The organism is Geoalkalibacter subterraneus, from assembly GCF_000827125.1.
In the GTDB taxonomy this organism is placed as follows: Bacteria; Desulfobacterota; Desulfuromonadia; order Desulfuromonadales; family Geoalkalibacteraceae; genus Geoalkalibacter_A; species Geoalkalibacter_A subterraneus.
The window spans coordinates 124,818-140,663 of the sequence record NZ_CP010312.1 but is presented as its reverse complement, the minus strand read 5'-3'; the positions used below and the strand labels follow the sequence as shown (position 1 = coordinate 140,663).

Annotated in this window: 17 protein-coding genes; 1 reads left to right on the top strand and 16 read right to left on the bottom strand. The window is 54.1% G+C overall.

What is annotated here, in order from left to right:
• From GSUB_RS19505 to GSUB_RS17040, 12 genes are all read right to left on the bottom strand, one after another.
• The gene (locus tag GSUB_RS19505; protein ID WP_158414133.1) at nucleotides 1–171 is read right to left on the bottom strand and encodes a hypothetical protein; all 171 of its coding nucleotides are present in this window, start codon (nucleotides 169–171) and stop codon (nucleotides 1–3) included.
• A 43-nt stretch (nucleotides 172–214) separates the two neighbouring features.
• A complete protein-coding gene (locus GSUB_RS17090; protein WP_040202838.1) occupies nucleotides 215–472 on the bottom strand; it encodes a hypothetical protein in 258 nt (85 codons plus the stop codon).
• A 16-nt stretch (nucleotides 473–488) separates the two neighbouring features.
• Nucleotides 489–758, bottom strand: coding sequence for a hypothetical protein (locus GSUB_RS17085; RefSeq protein ID WP_040202837.1), 270 nt, complete (start codon nucleotides 756–758; stop codon nucleotides 489–491).
• Nucleotides 759–1,256: 498 nt separating this feature from the next.
• Complete coding sequence (locus GSUB_RS17080) at nucleotides 1,257–1,532, bottom strand: hypothetical protein (RefSeq protein WP_040202835.1); 276 nt, start codon at nucleotides 1,530–1,532, stop codon at nucleotides 1,257–1,259.
• A gap of 16 nt (nucleotides 1,533–1,548) precedes the next feature.
• Nucleotides 1,549–2,193, bottom strand: coding sequence for an ERCC4 domain-containing protein (locus GSUB_RS17075; RefSeq protein ID WP_052465122.1), 645 nt, complete (start codon nucleotides 2,191–2,193; stop codon nucleotides 1,549–1,551).
• 19 nt (nucleotides 2,194–2,212) lie between these two features.
• Nucleotides 2,213–2,728 (bottom strand): hypothetical protein, encoded by a 516-nt coding sequence (locus GSUB_RS19500; protein WP_040202833.1) that lies wholly within the window; start codon nucleotides 2,726–2,728, stop codon nucleotides 2,213–2,215.
• A 12-nt stretch (nucleotides 2,729–2,740) separates the two neighbouring features.
• Complete coding sequence (locus GSUB_RS17065) at nucleotides 2,741–3,115, bottom strand: hypothetical protein (RefSeq protein WP_040202832.1); 375 nt, start codon at nucleotides 3,113–3,115, stop codon at nucleotides 2,741–2,743.
• Nucleotides 3,116–3,172: 57 nt separating this feature from the next.
• Entirely contained in the window at nucleotides 3,173–3,463 is a 291-nt protein-coding gene (locus tag GSUB_RS17060; RefSeq protein WP_040202831.1) for a hypothetical protein, read from the bottom strand.
• 27 nt (nucleotides 3,464–3,490) lie between these two features.
• Nucleotides 3,491–5,002 carry a DNA cytosine methyltransferase gene (locus GSUB_RS17055; RefSeq protein WP_052465121.1) on the bottom strand — a complete coding sequence of 504 codons (1,512 nt, stop codon included), beginning with the start codon at nucleotides 5,000–5,002 and terminating at the stop codon, nucleotides 3,491–3,493.
• Nucleotides 5,003–5,628: 626 nt separating this feature from the next.
• Entirely contained in the window at nucleotides 5,629–6,174 is a 546-nt protein-coding gene (locus GSUB_RS17050; protein ID WP_084212243.1) for an RDD family protein, read from the bottom strand.
• A 103-nt stretch (nucleotides 6,175–6,277) separates the two neighbouring features.
• Nucleotides 6,278–7,369, bottom strand: coding sequence for a tetratricopeptide repeat protein (locus tag GSUB_RS17045; protein WP_040202829.1), 1,092 nt, complete (start codon nucleotides 7,367–7,369; stop codon nucleotides 6,278–6,280).
• Nucleotides 7,370–7,540: 171 nt separating this feature from the next.
• Entirely contained in the window at nucleotides 7,541–8,275 is a 735-nt protein-coding gene (locus tag GSUB_RS17040; RefSeq protein ID WP_052465120.1) for a DUF5131 family protein, read from the bottom strand.
• A gap of 74 nt (nucleotides 8,276–8,349) precedes the next feature.
• On the opposite strand from GSUB_RS17040, the gene GSUB_RS19265 reads away from it, so the two are divergent.
• Complete coding sequence (locus GSUB_RS19265) at nucleotides 8,350–8,670, top strand: hypothetical protein (RefSeq protein WP_144402110.1); 321 nt, start codon at nucleotides 8,350–8,352, stop codon at nucleotides 8,668–8,670.
• A gap of 274 nt (nucleotides 8,671–8,944) precedes the next feature.
• Here the strand turns inward: GSUB_RS19265 and iscB are convergent, their stop codons facing one another.
• The 4 genes from iscB to GSUB_RS17015 form a co-directional block, all read right to left on the bottom strand.
• Nucleotides 8,945–10,225 (bottom strand): RNA-guided endonuclease IscB, encoded by a 1,281-nt coding sequence (gene iscB / locus GSUB_RS17030; RefSeq protein ID WP_040202827.1) that lies wholly within the window; start codon nucleotides 10,223–10,225, stop codon nucleotides 8,945–8,947.
• A gap of 367 nt (nucleotides 10,226–10,592) precedes the next feature.
• On the bottom strand, nucleotides 10,593–10,880 hold the full coding sequence (locus GSUB_RS17025) for a hypothetical protein (protein ID WP_040202826.1): 288 nt from the start codon (nucleotides 10,878–10,880) through the stop codon (nucleotides 10,593–10,595).
• Between the two features lie 473 nt (nucleotides 10,881–11,353).
• Nucleotides 11,354–12,685 (bottom strand): ISL3 family transposase, encoded by a 1,332-nt coding sequence (locus tag GSUB_RS17020; protein WP_040202825.1) that lies wholly within the window; start codon nucleotides 12,683–12,685, stop codon nucleotides 11,354–11,356.
• A gap of 21 nt (nucleotides 12,686–12,706) precedes the next feature.
• Nucleotides 12,707–15,844 carry a type I restriction endonuclease subunit R gene (locus GSUB_RS17015; RefSeq protein ID WP_040202824.1) on the bottom strand — a complete coding sequence of 1,046 codons (3,138 nt, stop codon included), beginning with the start codon at nucleotides 15,842–15,844 and terminating at the stop codon, nucleotides 12,707–12,709.
• Nucleotides 15,845–15,846 lie beyond the last annotated feature (2 nt).

Sequence of the window (15,846 nt, the reverse complement as noted above, 5' to 3'; positions counted from 1 at the left end):
TCAACACGAAGTTGCGGGAGTTACCTCCCACAGATCATCGCCCCGGTAGGTCGCCTGGTGCGGGGAGATTTCGTTGTAGATTTTTGCGATCGTTTCGCCATCAAGAGTGTCGAGGTGCGACAACAGACTTTGTTTGAGGGTTTTGCTGCAAACGATTATGGGTCGACTCATGCGCGCGCTCCTTTCTTTCGGGGGTTAAGGGTTGTTGAGATTTCTATACTTTTACGACCGAGGCTGTGTCTGAACCCGAGACGAACTCAGCCTCCTTGCGGCAGCAGTGGATCAGCAACACATGATCCTGGCCGTGATCTTCGGCCCCCATAAAAGCTGGCGTCACCCAGTCCATATCGGTCGGCCTCCGGGTTTGCTTGTAGTAGCCGGTGACCCGGCAGGAGCGCTCTTGCCCGTTGGGGTCGATGACGCGAAAGCGCGCGGCGATTGGGGGTGCGAGTTTGCGAGATATGCTCGGCATAGGGACTCTTTTTCCTTTACTTAGGCAGCGCGGCTTCAGGAACCTTGTCGCTAAACTTGTTTATTTTCTCGGGCCGGGCCAAAAAATACGACAGGCAGGCGTCGTATCCATCACTCATCACAGCGGCATAACCGGCGCGATGGTCGCCGTTGAGGATGTAGAAGGCCTGCATCTGCCCGAAAACCAACGCAGTCGTGTCACAGCCGTAAATGGCGTGGTCATGGTTGTTGTAGCTGATGTAGAACCCATCTCCCTCGATAACGGTATTCGGTACTGGATAGATCATAACTGCCTCCTTTGTTTACAAGGGTCACTATGCAATAAATAATATAAAAAGTCAACCTTTTTTATTTAACCTTCTACCCTTTTCATTTTTTCAAAAATATTTTCTGAAAATGTTCACACCCCGGAGAATGTTTATTTAGAAGCGGGGAATGGGTCCCTTTCAATAACAAAGGAGAGAAAAGATGCAGAATTTATTTCAGGTTGTATGTAAAGGACTGGATGTTTATCAGGATGTCTTGATGAGACGGTTCCCTGACTGCTGGGAGGTTCTTTATCTCCCGGGGCTGTTGTCTGGGGCGTGTGGCGGCGGATATCTGTTGGGTTTGGTGGTTGGATGGTTCTGAGTCAGATACAGACTGTAAACCCCGCCGGACTTTAAAGGATGGGGCTCTGTGGTGGTCTGAGCTGTGGAGCTTGGGGGTGGCGCAGCCGGCCCGTCTTGCAAAGAATGGCCGGCTGCGCCTTAAATCTTGATAGGCTGTGCAGAGCTTGCCTTGTACTACTGCTTATAAGCCAGGTCGCATCGCAGACACTGATCGGATCTGCAGTCATCGGCAGGTACGAGCCCGCAGGGGACATTTTCAATTCTGGTCAGGTTGATGATGTTGATTTGATCGGATGATCGTCCGCTTTCTTCGGCCAGTTTTTCGCGAAGGTCGGTAATTGCCAGAGCAGTTAGTCCGCCCTGGACAGTGAGGGTTTTGTCCGCATATCCCACGCCTCCAACGTCGGTGGGAAACATCCAGGCGATGTGCCAGGTCTGGGTTTTTGGCATAGATTAGTTCCTTTCTTTAGCTCTCTTTTTTATGATCCAAAACAAGAGAGATGCGCTCGGCTGTTTTTTTGCCAAGGCCTGAGACTTCTGTCAGATCCTTCTGTGTTGCGGCGAAAACCTCTCGGGGAGACCCGAAGTGCTCAAGCAGACGTGCCGCGGCCAATGGCCCGACCCCGGGAAGGCCTTCAAGCAGGAACTGGCAGGCAGTATCTGGGGCCTTGGGTTTTGCGCCACGCAAAGGGATTTCATAACCAAGGCCTGTCTGAAGATGCTTGGCCAGGGTGTAGATCATTTGCGCGCTGTGGCGAACTGAGGGCACGGGGATAATCTGGATATTCTCAAGCGCAACCAGGTAGCTTAAAGCCCCTACCAGGGCATTGGGGTGAATTTTGGAGCGGGTAGCAAAGATGTCACCCTCAATCATGATGATCGCCCGGTCGAAGGAAGACTTGAGGTAGCGCACTTGTTCAAACAGGCGCTTGTCGCGAATGAGACTGTTGACGAAATCAACCGCTTCCTTGCGCTCGACGCCAACGCCTTCGCCGACGATGAAGTCGGCTGCTTCAAGGTCTCGGTAGGACAGAGAAACATCTTCTCGAGAGGCGAGATCGCGGCAGATTCCGCAGCGCTGCTCGCGCATGTCGGCGACAATGGTCAGCATACTGGGCGTCCTTTCTTTCTCAGGCGTAAAAGACGGTCTTGCCAAGAATCTCATGCGGTGCTTTGGAAAAATGGCGCCGCTGGATTGTTGCGCCGATTCCCGGAAGATCGTTGATTCCCTCGACGCAGTTTCTTTCTCCGTCCCAAAAACGCGCGACAAAATACTCATCGAGAGTGCGGGTAAAACTGTCCCTGACAAGAAGATGGCTGCTCACCTCAAAAGTTTTTTCCGCTACAAAATGGAAATAACCTGAAGGTTTGCGTGCAGCCGGGTGAAAAGTTTCCGAACGCTCTAATTCCAGCCGTGGGGGATTTAGCGTACACAGCCCGTCATCACTGAGGAACCAGAAAGCCGGGGTGAAAGTCAGGGTCAGACAGGCTCCTGCGTTGTTTTCCCAGACCTCTACGAAATAAAGAGGTGAAGCATCCGGAGATGGCGCGGCAGGCAAGGGGAATCTTTCCCTGAAATACCGAGGAGTGCCGACTTGCCATTGGGCATTATGGGTGCGCTCACAAGGGGCATTTAGTTCGGGCATTGGCGTCTCCTGTTATCCTTCCGGAAGGTCTTCTTCAGGAGTGTCCCAAGGAAAAGGTTCATGGCGGGCAAATTCACTGTTTTCCTCGAAGATCTCTTCCGAGGGGAACATCTCAGTCCAGTAGATTACAACATCGCCTGAGCGCTCGCTTTCAAAGGTGTCCGTGCTGCGCTGGTACTGGCGTTCGCCTACGACATAGACAAAGCGGCTGCCGGGCGGAAACGTGTGGCCACCAGCAGTCACGGTTTTTTGGATTTCGATAATTTCCACAGCGTTGAGAAACCGCTCATCTCGCCAAAAATCCTGACCGCGAGCAAGAATGTCCTCAACGAGTGAATCGAATTTTTGCGGATCAACGGTTGTGACATAACTTTCCTGATATCCCATCTTTGCCTCTTTTCTTTTCGGGTTGATTGATAAGAGAGTCCGTCTACGACAGACGGACTACACCTCAAGGGATTCGAGTCTGAATTTTCCCTGACATTCGCAGCAAGTGTATTCAACTGAAATCCCCGTCCATTTTGCAGGCTCGTTGGGGGTTCCGAATAGAGCCAGACCAAGGTCGTCTTCGGCCAAGCAATATTGCGTTTGATTGTCATTGTACGGATATTGATTCAGGTGCAGGCGCTTTTTGCAGTGAGGACACATGACTTGCACATCGTAAGAGACGATTCCTTCGACGCCCGGCGCTGACACACGGGAGGATTTATCTTCACTGTTCTGCGTTTTTGTCATTGGCTTTTCATCCTTTTTGTCGTCACTTTATTGTGTTGCAAACAGATCCATCTGCGAATGCAGTGTCGTCTGTGGGCTCTTTTTCTGGCGATGGACGCTGGCTGCTGAATCTTTTTTCTCACATTCTTTCTGAAGAGGATAGTTGAACTTTTTGGTTTCGTGCCCGACAAGCTTTTTGAGATTGAGCCCTATGGTTGCGTAAAGAGCCTCAACGACCTTTGAAATGACCGACTGCCCGAGAATTTGGTGAGCCAGTGTGTTTGAACATCCTTCGACCAGCTTGGGGTTGATTCCCTTGACCGCAGCATGCTCACGCGGAGTCAGAAGCCTTTTGAGGCGTGGGTTGTTGGGGTGTGCCAGCAGAGGATCTGTTGAGCCACCTTTATGGTAGCCTGCGCGAAGGGTGGCGATGCGGGGGCTGTCTGCGGCAAAAATCTGCATCATGAATCCTTTGCCGGCCGCCTTGTCGCGCTGCTCCTTTTTGTGCAGGTAATCAAAGGTGCGCCAGTTGGGGGCATCTTCAGGGACAGTCTCGAGGATCTCGCCCAGTGTTGCGGGTTTGGGGCTGATGGGGGAAAGCCCTTCCAGCAGATTTGGCAGTCCGGATGAGACAGCCACAAGAAAGAAGCGGTCCCGGTTTTCCAGTGCACCGTAGTCGTTGCCGTTCAGAACCTGCTCGTGGAGGGTATAACCCCACTCCTGCAGGCAGGCGCGGATGACGGCCATCGAGGTTGTGTTTTGGTATTCCGGCACGTTTTCAAGCTGGACAATAGAGGGGTTGGCCCACTTGACGACATTGAGAAACGAGTGGAAGAGGTGTCCGACCTTGCCGGCCTCGGCGTTCTTTAGCTTTTTCTTGGAACGTCCGGCGCTGGAGGCATCCACGCAGGGCAGCCCTGCGATCAGGATGTCTGCTTCCTTGCCAATATCTGCCGGGCGAATATCCTGCATGGGCCCGCAGTAAAACTTGGAGTCCTTGTCGGCCCAGACACGGTTGTTGCGCAACGATGTCTCCAGATACTCAGGTTCGATCTCGCAGGCAAAACCGAGTCTTGTTTCGACGCCTGAGATTTTGAGGCCTTTATGCGCTGCGGCATCCATTATGCCGCCACCGTGAGACAGGGAGGCAGTAGAGAGGCAGAGATTGCGCTTGAGTTTCCCCAGAAGGCGTGATTCGCGACGGGCCTTGGCGGCTTCGTCCGGGTGGATCTCGATAATGATCTTTCCCGGGTAGAAGGTTGCCTTGATGCGCTCAACGCGACCGAAGATTTCATCCACGCTCTTGTTGGCGATGTCAAGGACGGGCAGATCTTCCCCGTTGCGCGATTTGCGCGAAATCGTGGTGTCGCCGTTTTCGGCGATTTCAAGGGTGAGGGTGTGCTTGTCGGCATCGAAGCTCTTTTTCACTTTGGCGCCAACGGCAAAGGCTGCACGCAGCAGGCGTCTGCCCTCGAACCACAACCGGGCGGTGCCGCGCTTATCACGGGAAACTTTTGAAATCTGAAAACCAATAGGGGCGGCAGAGATGGAATTGTTCACGACGACCTCCTTAACGAAAGTGAAGTCATCGTATCACATTCTAAATAAATAAACAAGGTTTTTTATTTAACCTATATGCCTTTTCAAAATATAGTAGAGAACTGCACGTTGGCACTTCTTTTGTTCACCGGCTGAGTTCATGGCGCACAATGTCTGCCACGCACTGTCTCCACTGCGCCTCGGCAGTTCTTTCGTCTTGAGCGCAGGCCCCTGCCTTCCACGATGTATGGTCTATCTCGGCCATTTCGTTTTGAAGTCGGGCGGCAATCCGTTCAGCTGCTTGTGAATAATCCGTAGAATTGGGATTGCTGCTGGCGATGCAAGTAAGGCTGTACGGGTGACTCCCGCAGGCTTTGCAAATAATCCCTTTCATTATCACCTCGAATTCTCTTGGTTTATTTTTTCGATCCACTCTTCCACGGTAAGCCCCCTCCTCGCAAAAATTATCCACAGCTTTTGTGTAAAACCCGGTTTATCGGCAGCCCAAACACGGCCGCTTTTCTTTTAATCTCAAGCTATCTAGCTCTTTGCCTAAAAAATGGGCGGTTTCTTTTTTTGTGTCCAAACTATCGCCTATTTTATTTTATTTTGCAACCCTTTTTATTTAACTTCCATTCTTTAAGGCTTTAAATATTAGGCATACGTTTCCTTTGTGTATTTTTGTTGTCAAACTCAGACAGGGAGGGTGGTTGATTCAAGGGAGGATCGAAGATGTTTTCCTCAAAGATAGCTGAAGGGTGTTGGGGTTGTACGACAACGGTTTTTGCCAGCTTGTCGTGCCACCCCTGCTTGCGGGAATCAAAGCCGACCCATAGAAGTCCAAGTCCTAGCGGGATTGTGGCCACAATGTATCCCAGGTAGCGAATCAGCAGCTGCGAAAAGCTTGGGACGCAGCCGGTTTGAGCGTCAACAATCTTCATTTTGAACATCATTTTACCAGGGGTGGCCTGTAGCGTGCTCCAGAAAACAAGGGTCAGGGCTGCGGGGATTACCCAGTTGAGAAAAAAGCCCGACCACCCAGCATGTCCCTGCATAACCAGGTGGAGAAAGCCTTGTTTGCCGTAAACAAGGAAGGCTGTTGACATTAAAATCAGGGCGAAGAGAAGTGAATCGATCATGGTGGCCTGGACCCGGGCCCAGAAACCGGCGTAGCGCAAAGCTGAGTGGGACATAGAGTATCCTTTCTTTTCCGGTAGATGTTTTTACCGAGTCTATGTCAGACATCCTCTTTTGAATCCCTTAAATAAACCTTTATTTTAGGCCTATTGACTCCCTTTACAGGTTATTTATCCTTTTCATGATCTTTTCGGCCCGACGTACCCGCTCCTGCTGTTTTTTATCCCAGGGCCAAACGAGATTGCCGTTTTCGGTGCGGATTTTCTCAATCCATGTTGCTGAAGACTCATCATCGATTTGGCTCAGCAACGCTTTCTCATCTTCAAGAACCTGCCGTCTTGTTTCGAAATCATGGGCGCTGCCGAGTGCTTCGTTGATTTGTGTAAAGCTGGCTCTTTCCTGAAGAGATCTGGAGCAATAAAAAGCCCAGTCAATAAAATCTTTCCCCCAGGGCATAGTCTCCCATAGATGGTAGCCAAGTAGATCGAGATATCCTTGAGCCTGATCTACGTTGCCGAATGTCGTAGGGTGCCAGAAACTATGTGGCGTAATATTTCTCCCGGTCAGCCCTTCTGCAATATAAGGGTTTCTGGCAAATCCTTTTCGAAGGCATGTCAGGGCTTTCACAAAATTGCCTTCGAAAAATTCCAGTAAGCCCAGAGAATACCAACAGTAAGGATCCACCTGCGATGTTTCTTCCAGAAGTTCTCTCGCTTCCTGACACTTAAAGTGCAGAAGGTAGATGTCACCGAGAAGAAAACGGATACCCTGTCGGTCGTCAGGATCCCAGGCGAGGTGTCTCTCCATCATGGGCAGAGCTGATTTAAATCTTTTCTGCCAGAGGGCGCAAAGAATCAACCCTTGATGAATCCTAAAGAATGGACGATTGGAGAAGGACCTACCATCAATTTGTCCATTGAAGTTTTCAGGAATCAAGCTTGCGGCAACCTTGTATCCTTGGCGATACCAACGGGCAGCTTTCGAAAACTCATCATGTGAATATGGCGGCATGGAAAGAAGAGCCAGGTGAGCGTAGGCATCGACAAAATCCGGGTGTTCTTTGATCATTTTTCGCAATGCGCGAGAGGTATTCTCTTTATCCCCTGAACGCCCAAACGAGCCCCAGAGGTCATCGAACTCTTCTTCCAGTTTTATCCTTTGATCAGTGTGAGGTTCTACGAACTGCCCTTCCGACCCATCCTGGGAAACGATGAATTCGAGACAGTATTTTTCGGTGTCGCGCTCGGACATAGAAAACCTTTCGGCTTGGATGTGAGAGTTTGCAGGTTCGAGAGTGGTTTTTATCCTTATAGGCTAAAGGCGATACTATTTTAGTTTCTAAGTCGACCTGTTTTCCAGAACAAGGTGAAACGGGAGGTTTTTAGTTGGGCCAATCTTGCCCCAACCTGCGCTTCGGAGGCGCTACGTGATTCGCGGCCACTGTTTAATTTCGTCACCGAATACGACGCATCCACCTTTGTCGCGGCGGCCTCCCCACTGCTTGAAGAAGAACGGAACGCCCTGAGCTTCGCACTGCGCCCTGATGTTCGCCACCCATTCAGGTCGCATCGGTCTCGCAAGCGGCCCGGATTCACCACCTACGATCACCCAATGGATTCCGCCAAGGTTCAGCGGCCCCAGATCTTCCAGTAGCGGCTCGACACTCAGGAAGCGTACTCGCGCCTGAACACCTCGCAAGCGCTCAATACGCGGCAGGCCGTGCTTGCGGTTCTCAACTGTCACGCCAATCCACACGTTTGGGTATCCGGCCCCCCAGTCTTCCGGCAGGCAGTCGGAAATCCTCGACGCGCGCTTCGTCAGAAGCTGCCAGTCAAGGCTAGGCGTCTCCCGAATCAAGTTCCACAGCCTGTCACGTTCTCCGTCAGGTGCGTTTGTGTCTGCCCAGTCGCACATGGAGCCGCAGAACACGCGGCGGCGCTCGCCGTTGGCTTCGGCTTGCTTCTGCCAGCGGCGCGGCTTGCGCCAGTTATCGCCGCTCATGGTGCGCGGCGTTTTGTCCGGCCCCCAATGGTCTCCCCCAGTGCGCTTGTCCAGGCTCTCGGCGTAGCAGTGATCGCAGCCGGCGCCAACCTTGGAACAGCCCCACCACGGGTTGAATGTGCTATCGGTCCATGCAATTTCGGTTTCTTCTGCCATGTCTTTCTCCGGTCAGATCGTGCCGCCGAACAAGGCACTGCGTTTGACTCGATTTGCTTACAAATGAGTTTTTATTGTCTGGCATCAAGGATCTGACGAATTTCTTTCGCCATCTTTTCCCGACCAAGCCTCACTCCGATGAAGTAGGATTTGATGGCGAAGTCCAGCGCCTCGAAAATATGGTCGTCCGTCCAATCCTTGTCGAACCGGTACAGTGTGTTTCCATCATGGTCTATCAGGACCGCACTTTGCGGATAGTCCGGGTGGTTGCGGTCAATTCTGAAATCGTTTCGGTTTTTGGAGGGGTTCATTTCGTAAATACCTCGCAAGGAAGCCTCTGGTTTCATCCAGGGGAGGATTTGCCGGACGATAGTCGTCTGCTGGGTTTGCCTTAAATCGTGCGCGTATCATATTGCCCTCAAAAATCGCACAACAAAGCGTTCAACCGGATAAGCCGGTTAATATCGCGTTAGGCAATTAATATCCGCCGCGTTTTTCACTGAGGTATTTGGCGAGAGCGGCATACGCTTTTGCAAATACCAGTGCGCGATCGCACCCGCTTTCATGCACCACCGGGTCTCCATCAGAACCTCGCAAGGGTACTCCCTCCAGAGGGGGCGTAGCCGCTTGGGTGGAGGGGAATTGCGATCCGTTGCCAGACGGACAGCTTTAATACGCATAGCCGTCTGCTCGATGGATCGCTGTTAAATATTTCGGATGGACATCAAATATCTGATCCTGTGTCGTGAGCCGATAGGACGGTCTGCCTCTGACAGCAATCCTTCCTGTGTGCCGCCCGGCGAATTTACCTTTTGGGACACGCGCCGCAACGATATCCCCTGTGCAAAACCCGCTCTCAGAAGACACCTTCTTGGCACCCGTTCGGGGAAAGCCGTACTTGTCCATCCGGCACATCTGGCGACTGCCCCGCCCGGTGGCCTTGATGGACAGCGCTACCTGACCGGGCTGGAGCCGTACCGACGCACCAGACTCACCCACACAGGCCGCGTCAATCCAGTGGGCTTTCGGGTAGCGCTGACCGGTGCGATTAAACTTGGTGCGCCCGCCCGACCAGAAGGATATGGGCAGCTCCAGCGTCTTGAGGGCCTTGCCAATGGCGTAGCGGGTGGCATTGACCGCCGCCGCATCCTTGAGCGGTCGCTTCAAACCGACAAGGATCTTTCGCAACACCTCCGGCCGATCCGCCAGAAACTCCTGCACCGCGCGGCTGCCTTTCTTCTCGTTGCAGGGTCGGCACGAAAGCGTCAGGTTACTGGCCCGGTCGGAGCCGCCCCGACTTCTCGGAACCACATGCTCGACTTCGAGCGGGACGTTTTCGGCTCCACAGTACGCACAACGGCGCTGCCACTTCTCCAACAGATATTCCCGCAGTTCGTACCCGGCGAGCGTTCCCTGCTGGTATTCGACGCCACGGATCTCCGGGTTGTCGACCTTCTGCGTGTCGAAGCGCACAGTCTCCACGGCAATGTTGGCAATGGGGCAGAGGCGTTGCAGGCGCTTTGCCCAACTGTGTACGTTATCCACTCTGGATTGCAAAGATGGCGGCAGCCACCCCTTGCTTCTTGTGCGGTTGTTGAAGCGCGGCGCACGGTAGCGGGTCTTGCGGCTTCTTCTGGATCTACGCAGGGCACGGCGGGTGCTGAGTGCTTTCTTGATGGATGCGCCTCGATGTTGCAGCTCAGCTGCGAAGATAACCGCTGCGCCGTTGTCCTTCTGCTGAACCAGGGCAACGCCGGTAGTTTTGCTGCCCGGGTCGAGTTTCAGCTCCACTGGCTGCGTGCTTCCGCCAGTGCGGTCTTTGAGAATAATGGTGAACGGGTAGCGGCGAATCACCGCTGCCTTGCCACCACGCAACAGCATTCTGGCCCGTGCCGGTGAGCATGGGGAAAGGGGTTGTTTGTTGTTGTCCAGCACGAACACACGCTGCATCGTTGTCCCTTGTTAAGTTACCGGGCTACCCCGGTGGTTCTCGCCTTGCGGCGGTCATGTTACCCTCGGCAATGTTAATCGGCGGTTTTCTATATCTGCGACACTGGCTTAACCCGGTACACCTGTTTAATCGCAGATCGCAGAGCTTGGAACTGGGTGGGCATTCCAAGGTGCCTATGTATTCGCCGCTAACGTAGCCCCATCAGCGGTCTCTCGCTAGTGGCTGTGCCTGGTCAACTTGCGGACTTGCTTTCACAAGCCCCCACCATAACCGTTAGGTTTGGTGGCGGGTCGTTGACTGTGACTCCTGAAAGTTTTTGTCTATGGCGTACAGATGGATCGCTTCGTAACCGCTGTCTCTGGTCCGCTAAACCGCCGGCCCCTCTGGCATCGCAAACTCTTTGTAATGCGTGATGCTGTCGGTTTGCTCATCGAAGTCTCCGGTCAGGTATTGGTTTACTGGACAGACGTCCAAATCTTCCGCGGGGTCGAAGGAGATCTCTACGAGAGCAAGAAAAGAAGATTGTTCGTCGGTGAAGTGCCACACCGGCCGTCCGTAGTCGTCAACATCACAGTCGACCTCCTGGCGCAAACCGCGCACCCAGAACACGCCAGAGAGGGGTTCTTTCCCGGTAAATTTTTTCCAGTCGCTCATAAACGTCTCCGTTCTCGCTTTGTTATTTGCCGGTCCCTGCAGATCCAATCGCATCAGCGGGGACGGGTTTTATTCATCCGGGGATCACGATAGCCTTTTTGTTTTTTGTATCTTTTTTTTTGTTTTTTGTCAATCTTTTTTATATTATTTTATTAAGCCTATACCATCCTGTATTCGCCATTATGTTCGAGGTAATGTCTTGTTCGGACAAGTAAAAACTCCGGGGAGATCAATTTAAAGGTCAACCTAAGCGCTAATGTGTTTTGTGCAAAACAATCCCGTAGGAGACCTTGACACACTGGCTCGGTTGCTGGAAGAGGGGTACTTCTCTTAAAATTCCACATTGGTACTTCATCAAGACGATTTGCCGATCAACACTGAATCCCAAATACCTTTTTATTTTGGGTATTTGGAATCTACTGTTGAAAACATCTAGCTTCAGGGTTTCACCAGGGATTCCCTCTTGTTGAAAATCAGGAGAAATACCCGTCCTCGAAAAGTTGAATCAGCTTGAGAAGATCCACCCCGTACTCCACTACCGGCTCCTCGGCAGGGCCTTCCAGCCCGCGCTTAAATTCCTGGATAAATTCGTACCCCGACACGGGGCGTTGCCGAGGCTTCTTCCGCAGAGAGGGCGATTTCTTGATAGCCTGCTTCTCGAAGAGGAGCCTTGCCCGCAGAACCTCGAAGCTGTAACCACGACCCATTCGGTTGATTTGCCGGGCGATGGCGTTCAGCGACTCCGTGTAAGCGTTGGTAACGGGATTTTCGTAGTAGTTGAAGATTTCCTTGTTCCAGTTCCCCAGGGCGACTTGGAGATCACGAAAATCCTTTGCAACATCCGTGGGAAGAGTGTTTGTCCAACGGCTGGCGACGATTTCGGCGGCGGATCGGGTAGGCTGATCGTAAATCTCGAAAAAGCGTTCCTTGGCGTCGTAAGCGCAGCCCAGTTCAGGGAAAAGCGAGAACCATTTGCGGGCGTCCTTCTTTTCCTCATCCGACAGGGCGTGTTTTCTCTTCAGCAGCACGAACCTTTCGTTCTTCAATTTCAGCCTGGTCTTTTGATCGAGCCCCTTCCTGATCCTCTTGCGAACCCTCTCCAGCCCCTCGTTGGCCATCCGTAAGACATGAAACTTATCCACGACGATAAGCCGTCCGGGGAGCTCCTGAACGCCGAGCTGCCGGTACGGATTCCACATATCCATGACCAAGGTCGTGACCCTTCCCTTGTCCGGCAGGTTTCTGAAGTAATCGAGGAGATTGGCCTTCTTGCGTGACGGGAGCATGTCGAACAGGGCCAATTCCTTGATGTTGGTGAGCATGGCCCGGTAATCACCGATGATCTTCAGTTCGTCGATGCCAAGAACTTCCGGCGTCTGATATTTATGCTGACTCTCCTTCCGGGCCAACATATCGTCGAAGATGTTGCGAACCGTCTTGTTGTCAACGCCCACTTCCCGGGCCAGGGACATGAAAGTCTCGGTAAGACATCGATGCTCGATGTAATCGACCAGCCGCTTTGTCGCCTGGCGCTTCGGGTCGATGTCGGGCAGAGGCTCAAAGGCGGTCTTGCCGCAAATTTTACAGCGAAACCGCCGACGGTGAACCTCGATCATGGTCCGCTTACCGTGGATCGGCGTGTCCATGATGATCTGCTTCTGCGCCCCGTGACGATAGTAATCATCATGGCCGCAACCGCTGCAAGGCCTCGGCTCAAGATGTCCGTGGGCGGCAACAAAATAATGGTCCCCACAGTCTTCATAGTCCGTCACGCGCAAACAGGGCAGATTTAAGAGGTCGGTCATGATGAGATCGGACCTTTATGGTTAAAGTGTAGGCTCCGCCGTCGCCTTCTCCCGCAACGCCTCATAGAGATTCCCCGGTCCCAGCAGGACATCCTGCAACCCCTGCCGCACCTTTTCGCTGTTCAGGGCCTGGGTGCTCATGCTGGTGTGGGCGGTCAGGGCATCCATGATGGCGGCGAGGATTTCGTGGGCGAGATCCGGCGAGTTGGCGAATTGCTCCTTGGTGTTGCTGGCCGCTTGCTGGGCCAGGACTTCCGACTCCATCAGCTTGCCCTTGAGGACGTTGTTGACATAAACCAGCTTGTCGTCCTCGGTCAGATTCCCCTCGAACAGTTCGTTTACCTGGGCGATGATTTCCCGCAGCAGCGCCTTTTCCTTGTCCTGCACCGACCCTGCCCCCACCTCCGTCATCGGCTTGAGCTTTTCCCCGCCTTCCAGGGTCAGGGATTGCTGTTCGTGCTTTTTGAGGTTGTGATGGGTCAGGATCACCTTGGACAGATCGATCTCGTTACGCTCTCGCCCGTACTCCAGCAGGGGAATCAGCAGCCGGAAAAAGATGGCCCGTTTCTCGATGGCGGTGTTGCCGTAGTCGAAAATCTGGGAAAGGAAGGTATAGGCCCGGACAAAGCTCTGCATGTCGGACTTGAACAGCACCAGCGCATCCAGGGCGTTCTTGGCCTGTTCGGCGGCCGCCTTGTCCTTTTTCTTCTCGGCCGCGATTCGGGCGGCCCGGGCTTCCTTGTACTGTTGCAGCAGCCGCGAGGTGACCGGCTCGATGGCGGCGGTCAGATCCTTTTGCTTCGAGGCGGGATTCAGGTAGACCTCGATAACCCGGTCGATTTCAAAGTCGTCGTAGAACCCGGCGGCGTCCAGCTTGCTTCGCAGGTTGAAGATCATGTCCGGGTCGGTCACATTCTCCAGTTCGGCGTTCCCGTAGTAAGGCTTGAAGGCATCGAGAATGTCTTGAGGGGAGTTGACGAAATCGACGATGAAGACGTTCTCCTTGCCCGGATGGGATCGGTTGAGGCGGGAGAGGGTCTGCACCGCCTGGATGCCGGAAAGGCGCTTGTCGACGTACATGCCGCAGAGCAGAGGCTGATCGAAGCCGGTCTGGAATTTGTTGGCGACCAGGAGGATCTGGTATTCCCCGGTGTCGAAGGCATCGCGGATGTCGCGCCCGCGCAGGTTGGGGTTGAGGATCGTGCTTTTCTCGGTGAAGGGGTCGGCGCCGGTCTCCGGGTCTTTGACCTCGCCGGAGAAGGCGACCAGGGTGCCGATGGGATACTTCTGGGCCTTGATGTATTTGTCGATGGCCACTTGCCAGCGAACGGCTTCCTTGCGACTGGCGACCACCACCATCGCCTTGGCCTGACCGTCAAGGAGGCCGGCGACGTTCTCTCGGAAATGCTCGACGACGATCTGAACGCGCTGAGAGATATTGTAGGCATGGAGCCGTACCCAGCGCATGATCCCCTTGAGGGCGGCGCTTTTCTCGACCTGGGTGCTGTCGAGCTCCTTGCCGTCCTGGGCCAGCTTGAAAGCCAGGCTGTACGGGGTGTAGTTCTTCAGGACATCGAGGATGAAACCCTCTTCGATAGCCTGGCGCATGGTGTAGACATGGAAGGGCGCGGGCAGGTTGTCATGGGCGGCCTTCCGGGTCGGATCGGGACGGGTGCCGAAGAGTTCGAGGGTTTTGGCTTTCGGCGTGGCGGTGAAGGCCAGATAGGTAATACCCGAGTCGGCGGCCCGGGCGGTCATTTGCGCCACCAGCAGATCCTCGGTGCTGATCTCGCCGCCGTCTTCCAGTTCCATCAACTCCTCGGCGCTCAAGACCGCCTTGAGCTTGGCGGCGGCTTCGCCGGTCTGGGAGGAATGGGCCTCGTCGGCGATGACCGCGAAGCGTTTGCCTTCGGTTGCCGCCAATTCCTGCACGGCGCGCAAGGCAAAGGGGAAGGTTTGGATTGTGCAAACCACAATCTTTTTGCCGTCGGCCAGGGCCTTGGCCAGTTCTCCGCTTTTGGAACCCTGCTCGCCGCTGATGGTGGCGACGACGCCGGCGGTGCGCTCGAAGTCGAAGATGGCATCCCGAAGCTGGGCATCGAGTACCGTGCGGTCGGAGACGACCAGGACCGTATCGAAGAGCTTCTGGTGGTTTTCATCGTGAAGGTCGGCGAGAAAGTGGGCCGACCAGGCGATGGAGTTGGTCTTGCCGGAACCGGCGGAGTGCTGGAAGAGGTATTTGCCTCCCGGCCCTTCCGCGAGAATCGCCTGGACCAGCTTGCGCGTGGCGGCGAGTTGGTGGTAGCGGGGAAAGATGATCCCCACGACCTTCTTCTTGTTGTCCCGCTTGGTGATGAGGTAGCGGCCGATGATCTCCAGCCAGCTTTCCCGCTCCAGCACCTCTTCCCAGAGGTAGGCGCTGCGGTGTCCGCCCTGGGGGTTGACCGGGTTGCCGGCGGCTCCGTTGTCCCCTTTGTTGAAAGGTAGAAAGGATGTTTTCGGGCCAGCCAGCTTGGTCGTCATGTGGACTTCCATATTGCTGACGGCGAAGTGAACCAGCGCCCCGCAGGGGAAGGAAAGGAGCGGCTCTATCCCTTTGCCCTTGACCTTCGGGTTGCGGTCGAAGCGGTACTGGTCGATGGCGTCGTGAACGGACTGGGTGAAGTCGGTCTTGAGTTCGGCGGTGCTGACTGGGATGCCATTGAGGAAGAAGACCAGATCGAGGCGTTCCGGGCCGTGAGAAAGATAAACCTCACGAACAACCCGCAGCCGATTGGCCTCATATTTCTCCATCGTCTCCGGGTTGATCGCCAGGGCCGGCTTGAATTGCGCGAACAGCAACGGCTGGCGCAAGCCGATCATCTCGACACCGTTTCTCAGGACATCGAGCGTACCGCGATCATCCAGCGACTTCCGCAGGCGATCCAGAAGGACGGTTTCAGCCGAAGGCCCGTGGTTTTTGCTCAAGGCATCCCAGGCTTTCGGCTGGGTCGCCTGCACCCAGGCCACCACATCCGCCGGGAACAGAGCGCGGGCGCGGTCATAGTCTTGGGCATCCCCGGGCGCATACAGCCAGCCGTGGCTGCCTAAGTGCTCGCAGATTTCGTCAACGAATTTGAATTCTTTATGAAGAGTATTGACAGGCAAAACAGTTGTCATTA